Here is a 7792-nt window from a genome sequence, read left to right as displayed (position 1 = left end):
TGAATGGCGTTTTAACCACAGTGAGATAAAGTCTCTTGTTCTATTTTAAAACAATTAGTAAAGCAGAATTTATTCTAGTTGTCTAGTACAGCCCCTTTAATTTAATAGGGTTTATTGCTTATCTGCTTCAGGCTCGGGAATTTCGAAAACTTGACGCAAATAGGCTAAAAAGGTGTCGTTGGTGGTCATGGTTTTACCCGGTGAGTCGGAAAGCTTGGCGACGGATTGACCGTTGCACTCGACCAGCTTCAGCACGATATTGAGCGGTGTGTGGCCCATGTCGTTGGTAAGGTTGGTACCGATGCCGAAGCTGGTTTTAAAACGGTCTTTGAAATATTGGTGCAATGCCCAAGATTTTTCGATGTCGAGGCCGTCTGAAAAAGTCAGCATTTTGGTGTGGCTGTCAATTTTGAGCTTTTTATAGTGGGCATAGGCTTTGTCGCCCCACACATACGGGTCACCGCTGTCGTGGCGCAAACCGTCGAACAGTTTGGCAAAGTAAAGGTCGAAATCACGCAGGAAGGCATCCATACCGACCACATCGGTGAGCGCAATGCCTAAGTCGCCGCGGTATTCGTGTACCCATGCTTCAAGAGCGGCTTTTTGGGAATTGCGCAGGCGCACGTCTAAGGCTTGGAAGGCTTGCAGGAATTCGTGCGCCATGGTACCGATGGGCGTGATATTGAGTTTTTTTGCCAAGTAAACGTTGCTGGTGCCGCGCACAATGTGCGGTGCAGCATCGTTTAAGGTACGGACTACGTGTTCCTGCCAGGCCAGATTGTAGCGGCGGCGGGTGCCGAAATCAGAAATCAAAAACGGCGGATCGGAAGGGTCTTGCTGGGCGGCAATTTGTTTTAAAGCCTCGACTTTGGTTTGCAAGCGGCGCTCGCCTTCGGCCAGCACTTCCGGCGTTTCCAAGCGGCGGAAGAAGAGTTCGTTTACAATCGCCAAGATGAAAATTTCGAAGAACATCGCCTGAATCATCGGGCCTTCGATGCGGATGTGCAAGCGGCCTTGTTCGTCGGCATCCACTTTGACGAAGCGGCGCTTGAGTTGGAAAAGTTCGAGATAATCGACAAAGTCGCTTTTGATAAAACGCAGGCGGCGCAGGTAATCCAATTCGTCGTCGGTAAAGCGCAGTTGGCAGAGCGCATCCAATTCGCGCTCGAATTCTTCCTGAATATCGGCCAGCGGATAAACCATTTCTTTGTTGCGGCAACGGAATTCATACAGGCTGTGGGTTTGCGGGAATTGGTGCAAAATCACCTGCAGCATGGTGAATTTGTATAAATCGGTGTCGAGTAGCGATTTGATGATGGGGTCGTGTGAGGTCATAAAAATGTTCTCATTAACGGGGAGAAAAAGTATTAAAACACGTTTGGCCGCAAAGATGACGGAAAGTTTACAAATTTTTATGGGTTTGGGGCAATAAGGCCGTCTGAAAGCGATTCGAGCAACTCGATTTCCTCGGTTTCGGCCTGTTTCAAATGGATTTCGATTTCGTCAAAACTGCTTTCCTGCACAATGCGCACCAAGCCTTCTTTGGCCAATTCCAGCAGTGCGATGAAATTCACCACCACATAAGCCGCACCTTGTTCGGGCTTGAATAAAGTAGAAAAACGGCTGAAACCGTGTTCGTTCAGACGGCGTAAAATCGAGGTCATCTGCGCACGCACGGAAATGGCTTCGCGCACCACTTCATGACTGCGCGTGTGTTTGGCGCGCGATAAAATGCCGAGCCAGGCCTGCGTTAAATCGGCCACGGCCACATTGGGCAGCTTGACTTCGGCGGCAATTTCCAAAGGCAGATACACCCATGCGAAATCGCGGCCGGCACGGGGCAGGGCATCCAAGCCTTGGGCGGCCAGCTTCATTTGTTCGTAAGCCAGCAGGCGGCGCACCAATTCAGCGCGCGGATCGGCTTCTTCGTCTTCGATTTCTTCGGGGCGCGGCAGCAGCAGGCGGGATTTGATTTCAATCAGCATGGCTGCCATCAGTAAATATTCCGCTGCCAAATCAAATTGATAAGCTTCCATTTGCGCGATGTAGTGCAGATATTGCTCGGTGATTTTCACCATCGGAATATCGAGTACATCAATATTCTGCTTGCGGATTAAATACAGCAGCAAATCCAGCGGCCCTTGAAAGCTCGACAACACCACTTCCAGCGCATCAGGCGGGATAAACAAATCCTGCGGGATATCGGTAACGGGTTGGCCGAACACATATGCCACCGCGCTTTCAGACGGCCTCATCATCTCGGCAGTGTTCATTTGCCACCTGCAATATGGTCAATCGCCGCCTGCGCACAATACAGGCCGAAGCTGGCGGTGACCAGCATGCTCGCGCCATAACCGGCGCACGACAAGCCTTGCAGTGCGGCATCCGCGGCGCAGGCTTCGCCCGATTGCGGCGGGGTAATGTTTTCGGTGGAATACACGCACGGTACGCGCATTTTGTCGGCGGTGTTGCGGCTGAAGCCGTGGCGTTTGCGCAAGGTGTAGCGCAGATTGGCCAGCAAAGGGTCGTGGGTAACTTTGCTTAAATCGGCTGTCTGAATCAAGGCGGGATTTTTTTGTCCGCCCGCGCCGCCGCTTAAGATAAAGGGCTGCTTGTGTTGCACAAAATATGCCGCCATTGCTGCTTTCACGCGCACTTGGTCGATGGCGTCAATCACAAAATCAAAGCCGTCTGAAAACAAATCGGGCAAATTTTCTTCGGTGGCAAAATCTTCGATTTCAACCACTTGGCAAGCCGGATTGATTTGCAAAATGCGCTCGTGCAAAGCACTGGCTTTGGCCTTGCCGAAATCGCCGGTCAGGGCATGAAGCTGGCGGTTGACATTGGATTCGGCGACATTGTCCAAATCAATCAAAGTTAAACGACCGATGCCGCTGCGTGCCAATGCTTCTACCGCCCACGAGCCGACACCGCCGACCCCGACCACGCATACATGCGCCTGATGAAAGCGTTGCAATGCTGAATCGCCATACAATCGGGCAATGCCGCCGAAACGGCGTGACGACAGGGAATTAATCTCGGACATGGTCAACCTTGTGATAAATCAAAAAATAAATGAAAAGGCGGCCGCGCGAAGTAAAAATTAATCGCAAAAAGCCAAAGGCGTATTATACTTGAACCGTCAAGGCTGTTGTGTAAAGCCGAGAGAACAGTCTATAATCCCATCACTTGAAAAATATCGTGCCGCAAAAAGGCCTTGGAAGGAGATGACAATGTATAAGCATTTAGTGGTTGCCGTTGATGGTAGTGAAACTTCTTTAAACGCGTTGAAACATGCTGCTGATTTGGCCAGTGTCAACGAAGCCCGCCTGACTTTGGTACACGTGGCCAATCCGGCCGAATACATGGCTCTGGCACCTGAATTTTTACAACACGAAAGCTATGAAGCCGCTGCTGTGGCGCAGGGTAACGAAGTGTTGGAATTTGCCGAAAAATCAGCACGTGAATACGGTGTGGCCAACATTGTGAAACATTTGCTGGTTGCCAACAAAGGCGCGCGTGAAATGGCGCAAGAGTTGGTGGATTACGCTGATGCCAACGGTGCCGATTTGCTGGTGTTGGGCACGCACGGCCGCACCGGTCTCATGCATTTGCTGATGGGCAGCTTTGCTGAAACTGTGATGCGCCAAAGCCACTTGCCATTGTTGGTGATTCGCAGCAAAGCCGAAGAAGAATAACGCTTCTTGTAAGCTAAATTAACCCCACGCCGTCTGAATATTTCAGACGGCTTTTTTGTTATGATTTAGCCACCGTGTATATTCATATATCATTATTTTCAAAATGGCGCCAAATAATTTTTCAAAATACCGAAAAAATCCTTATCCTGACATCAATTGGTTTTATAATCGCGTTTTGAGTTTAGCGTAATCATCCTATTTGAAGGGAAGCAAAAATGGCTGCACCGACCATCAGCGAGGTCTGCAATATCCGTTATTGGGGCATTAATTATTATGATGCCGATGAAAAGGGCGAGGTGATTGTGCGTCCGAATCCGGCCGAGCCGGAGAAAACCGTGTCGCTGCAAAAGCTGGCCGAGTCGGTACAGAAAAAGCAGGGCGCGCGGCTGCCGATTTTGTTTTGCTTTCCGCAAATTCTGCAACACCGCCTGCACTCGATTAATCAGGCGTTTCAGACGGCCAGAACCGGTTTTGGTTATGAAGGTGATTATTGCTTGGTGTATCCGATTAAGGTCAACCAGCACCGCCGTGTGATTGAAACGCTGATCCACAGCCGGCAGCCGCATGGTTTGGAAGCAGGCTCGAAAGCGGAGCTGATGGCCGTGTTGGCGCATGCGGGCACCACGCAGACGTTGATTGTCTGCAACGGCTATAAAGACCGCGAATACATCCGCTTTGCTTTGATGGGCGAGAAGCTCGGCCATCAGGTTTATTTGGTGATTGAGAAAATTTCCGAAATCGAAATGGTGCTGGAAGAAGCAGAAAAACTGGGCGTGAAGCCACGCTTGGGCGTGCGTGCGCGTTTGGCTTCGCAAGGTTCGGGAAAATGGCAGGCGTCGGGCGGCGACAAATCGAAATTCGGCTTATCGGCTTCGCAAGTGCTGCATTTGGTGGAGGTGTTGAAGCAGAGCAACCGCTTGGATTGTCTGCAATTGCTGCATTTCCATCTCGGTTCGCAATTGGGCAATATCCGCGATGTGGCCACCGGTGTGCGCGAGTCGGCGCGGTTTTATGTCGAATTGCACAGGCTCGGTGTGAATATCCAATGTTTCGATGTGGGCGGCGGCTTGGGCGTGGACTACGAAGGCAACCGCACGCAATCGGACTGCTCGGTCAATTACAGCCTGACCGAATACGCCGAAACGGTGGTATGGGGTATAGGCCAGTCCTGTCGCGAGCACAATCTGCCGCACCCGACCATCATCACCGAAAGCGGGCGCGGCATTACTGCGCATCACGCCGTGTTGGTGGCGAACGTGATTGGTGCGGAACGCTATACGCCGCAAGAATTGAGTGCGCCGTCTGAAGACGATCCGCGCGTGTTGCACAGCATGTGGGAAACGTGGACGGATATTTTCGATTCGCGTGAAAAGCGTTCGCTCAGAAGCTGGATACACGAAAGCCAGTTTGATTTGTCGGATGTGCACAATCAATACAACGTGGGCCTGCTGAGCCTTGAGCAACGTGCTTGGGCAGAGCAGCTTTATTTGAATATCTGCCACGAGGTCGGCGAATTGTTCAACGAAAAACACCGCTCGCACCGCACCATCATCGACGAATTGCAAGAGCGTTTTGCCGATAAACTGTATGTGAATTTTTCGCTGTTCCAATCGTTGCCCGATGTGTGGGGCATTGACCAATTGTTCCCCGTTTGCCCGATTACCGGTCTGAATGAGAAAGTCGCCCGCCGCGCTGTGTTGCTGGATATTACCTGCGATTCAGACGGCACCATCGACCACTACATCGACGGCGACGGTATTGCCACCACCATGCCGATGCCTGATTATCCGGCAGACAATCCGCCGCTGTTGGGCTTTTTCATGGTCGGCGCGTATCAGGAAATTTTGGGCAATATGCATAATTTGTTCGGCGATACAACCACCATCGACGTGATGGTACAAGGTCAAGACCAATTTGACGTGGCCGATTACGACGAAGGCAACACTGTCGCCGATATGCTCGAATATGTGTACCAAGACCCGAAAGAGCTGATGCGCCGCTACCGCGAACAAATCGAACATTCCGATTTGCCGGCTTCGCAAGCGATGGCGTTTTTGAAAGAGCTGGAAATCGGGCTGAATGGTTATACTTATTTGGAAGAAGAATAATGTTCAGACGGCCTCATGGATGAAAAGGTCTCGAGGCCGTCTGAAAACAGTTACATATAATTAAAGGAAAAAAATGAACCCTTACACCACCCTTGCCGGACAAACCGACAATTCACTGGTTTCCAACAATTTCGGCTTCCTGCGTCTGCCGCTTGATTTCAACCCTTACGAAGGCGATGCCGAGTGGGTGATTACCGGCATTCCTTACGACATCGCCGTATCCGGCCGCTCCGGTGCACGCTTCGGCCCCGAATCCATCCGTCGGGCTTCGATGAACCTGACGTGGGAACACAAGCGTTTTCCGTGGACATTCGACGTGCGCGAACGCTTAAACATTGTCGATTGCGGCGACTTGGTTTATTCCTTTGGCGACAGCCGCGATTTTGTCGAAAAACTCGAAGCCCACGCGACACAATTGCTGCAAGCCGGTAAAAAATGCTTGAGTTTGGGTGGCGACCATTTTGTGACCCTGCCCTTATTGCGTGCCCACGCCAAACATTTCAGCAAGCTTGCCTTGGTGCATTTCGATGCCCATACCGACACTTACGCCAACGGCAGCGAATTCGATCACGGCACCATGTTTTATACCGCGCCGAAAGAAGGCTTAATCGACCCGTCGCGCTCGGTGCAAATCGGCATCCGCACCGAATACAACAAATCATTGCCGTTTACCGTTTTGAGCGCACCGCAAGTCAATGACGACAGCGTCGAAACCACCGTGGCCAAAATCAAAGAAACCGTCGGTGATATGCCGGTATACCTGACTTTCGACATCGACTGCATCGACCCCGCCTTTGCACCCGGCACCGGCACGCCTGTGTGCGGCGGCCTGACCACCGACCGCGCCCTGAAAATCCTGCGCGGCCTGACTGATTTAAACATCGTCGGTATGGATGTGGTCGAAGTTGCCCCGTCTTACGACCAAGCCGACATCACCGCCTTGGCCGGCGCAACCATTGCGCTGGAAATGTTGTATTTGCAAGGGGCAAAAAAAGCTGGTTGATGTAATTTAAATTGTTGGATAATCAGTGTTTGGCTAAATCAATATGCCGTCTGAAACTATTAGGATTGATACAGCATATGCTTTGGTCAACTACTCGAAAAGTTGCGAATAATACTTTCGTGTGAATCTGAAAATAACTTGCCTCTCCAGCATAGTTGAAAGTCTGGTATCACTAAAAAGCAGCTTTTAAAATAGTGGAATCCATTACCATGAATAGGATATTTTATGAAAAATAAACTGAGTTTTGTTGTTTTGAGCCTGTTGCTCGTTGCGTGTCAAAAAACGGATATTCAACAGGAAAACGTGAATTTGCAGGAGAAAACAGCGCCGGTATCTGTCGTTGGGCATTCTTCTTCATATCCAACATCTGCTCAAAAAAGATTAAAAGAGCAACTGACGGTTAACCGTGATGCTAACTGTGGCTGCTGCCATCAATGGATAGAACATGCCAAAGCGGATAGCTGGGTGATAAAGGATGTGGTGCTTTCAAGTAATGCCAAAGTGGCTGAAATCAAAGATCAGTATGCGATTGCACCGGAAATGCGCTCATGCCATACCACAGTCAGCAGCTCCGGTTATGTATTTGAAGGGCATGTCCCCATGAAGGCAATGATTACCTTTTTAGAAAATCCCCCTGAAAATGCGATTGGTCTTGCTGTACCGGGCATGCCCGTAGGCAGTGTGGGTATGGAGGATGGGGGACATTTTATGCCTTATGAAGTTATGCAGCTGAATCATGATGGCACTTATCAGGTTTTTGCTAAAATCGACCAGCCATCCGATCAGTATTAATTATTCCAATAGCCATGATTATATTGGCGATGGTACCAAACAAAGGCCGTCTGAAAGACTAGACTTTCAGACGGCCTGAGACCTTTGCAAAAACCCCAAAACTCCCCTAAATTCCCCCTAAAGAATTCAGAGGAGTTTTTTTATGAGCAGCTTCTTCCACCAACAAGCCCGAATCATGACGGGCAAACATA

7 protein-coding genes are annotated in these 7792 nt (G+C 50.2%); 4 read left to right on the top strand and 3 right to left on the bottom strand.

What is annotated here, in order from left to right; genetic code table 11:
• Positions 1-111: 111 nt before the first annotated feature.
• From pncB to ACFPVS_RS13210, 3 genes are all read right to left on the bottom strand, one after another.
• Positions 112-1335, bottom strand: a complete 1224-nt coding sequence (gene pncB / locus ACFPVS_RS13220) for a nicotinate phosphoribosyltransferase (RefSeq protein ID WP_096295616.1) — start codon at positions 1333-1335, stop codon at positions 112-114.
• A gap of 77 nt (positions 1336-1412) precedes the next feature.
• Positions 1413-2273, bottom strand: coding sequence for a segregation and condensation protein A (locus ACFPVS_RS13215; protein WP_123805000.1), 861 nt, complete (start codon positions 2271-2273; stop codon positions 1413-1415).
• Entirely contained in the window at positions 2270-3046 is a 777-nt protein-coding gene (locus ACFPVS_RS13210; RefSeq protein ID WP_096296157.1) for a tRNA threonylcarbamoyladenosine dehydratase, read from the bottom strand. Before ACFPVS_RS13210 ends, ACFPVS_RS13215 begins: the two co-directional genes overlap by 4 nt.
• 187 nt (positions 3047-3233) lie before the next feature.
• Here ACFPVS_RS13210 and ACFPVS_RS13205 point away from each other — a divergent pair, with 187 nt between their 5' ends.
• The 4 genes from ACFPVS_RS13205 to ACFPVS_RS13190 all read left to right on the top strand — a co-directional run bounded on the left by ACFPVS_RS13205 (position 3234) and on the right by ACFPVS_RS13190 (position 7601).
• Positions 3234-3698 carry a universal stress protein gene (locus tag ACFPVS_RS13205; RefSeq protein WP_096295615.1) on the top strand — a complete coding sequence of 155 codons (465 nt, stop codon included), beginning with the start codon at positions 3234-3236 and terminating at the stop codon, positions 3696-3698.
• A 215-nt stretch (positions 3699-3913) separates the two neighbouring features.
• On the top strand, positions 3914-5806 hold the full coding sequence (speA, locus tag ACFPVS_RS13200) for a biosynthetic arginine decarboxylase (protein ID WP_096295614.1): 1893 nt from the start codon (positions 3914-3916) through the stop codon (positions 5804-5806).
• 73 nt (positions 5807-5879) lie between these two features.
• Complete coding sequence (gene speB, locus ACFPVS_RS13195; RefSeq protein ID WP_123804998.1) at positions 5880-6809, top strand: agmatinase; 930 nt, start codon at positions 5880-5882, stop codon at positions 6807-6809.
• Between the two features lie 225 nt (positions 6810-7034).
• Positions 7035-7601 (top strand): DUF411 domain-containing protein, encoded by a 567-nt coding sequence (locus ACFPVS_RS13190; RefSeq protein ID WP_378595845.1) that lies wholly within the window; start codon positions 7035-7037, stop codon positions 7599-7601.
• Positions 7602-7792 lie beyond the last annotated feature (191 nt).

It is taken from the genome of Neisseria weixii (assembly GCF_042658245.1).
In the GTDB taxonomy this organism is placed as follows: domain Bacteria; phylum Pseudomonadota; class Gammaproteobacteria; order Burkholderiales; family Neisseriaceae; genus Neisseria; species Neisseria weixii.
Note: the sequence above shows the minus strand (reverse complement) of the source record. Positions and strands in the feature narration are given on the sequence as shown.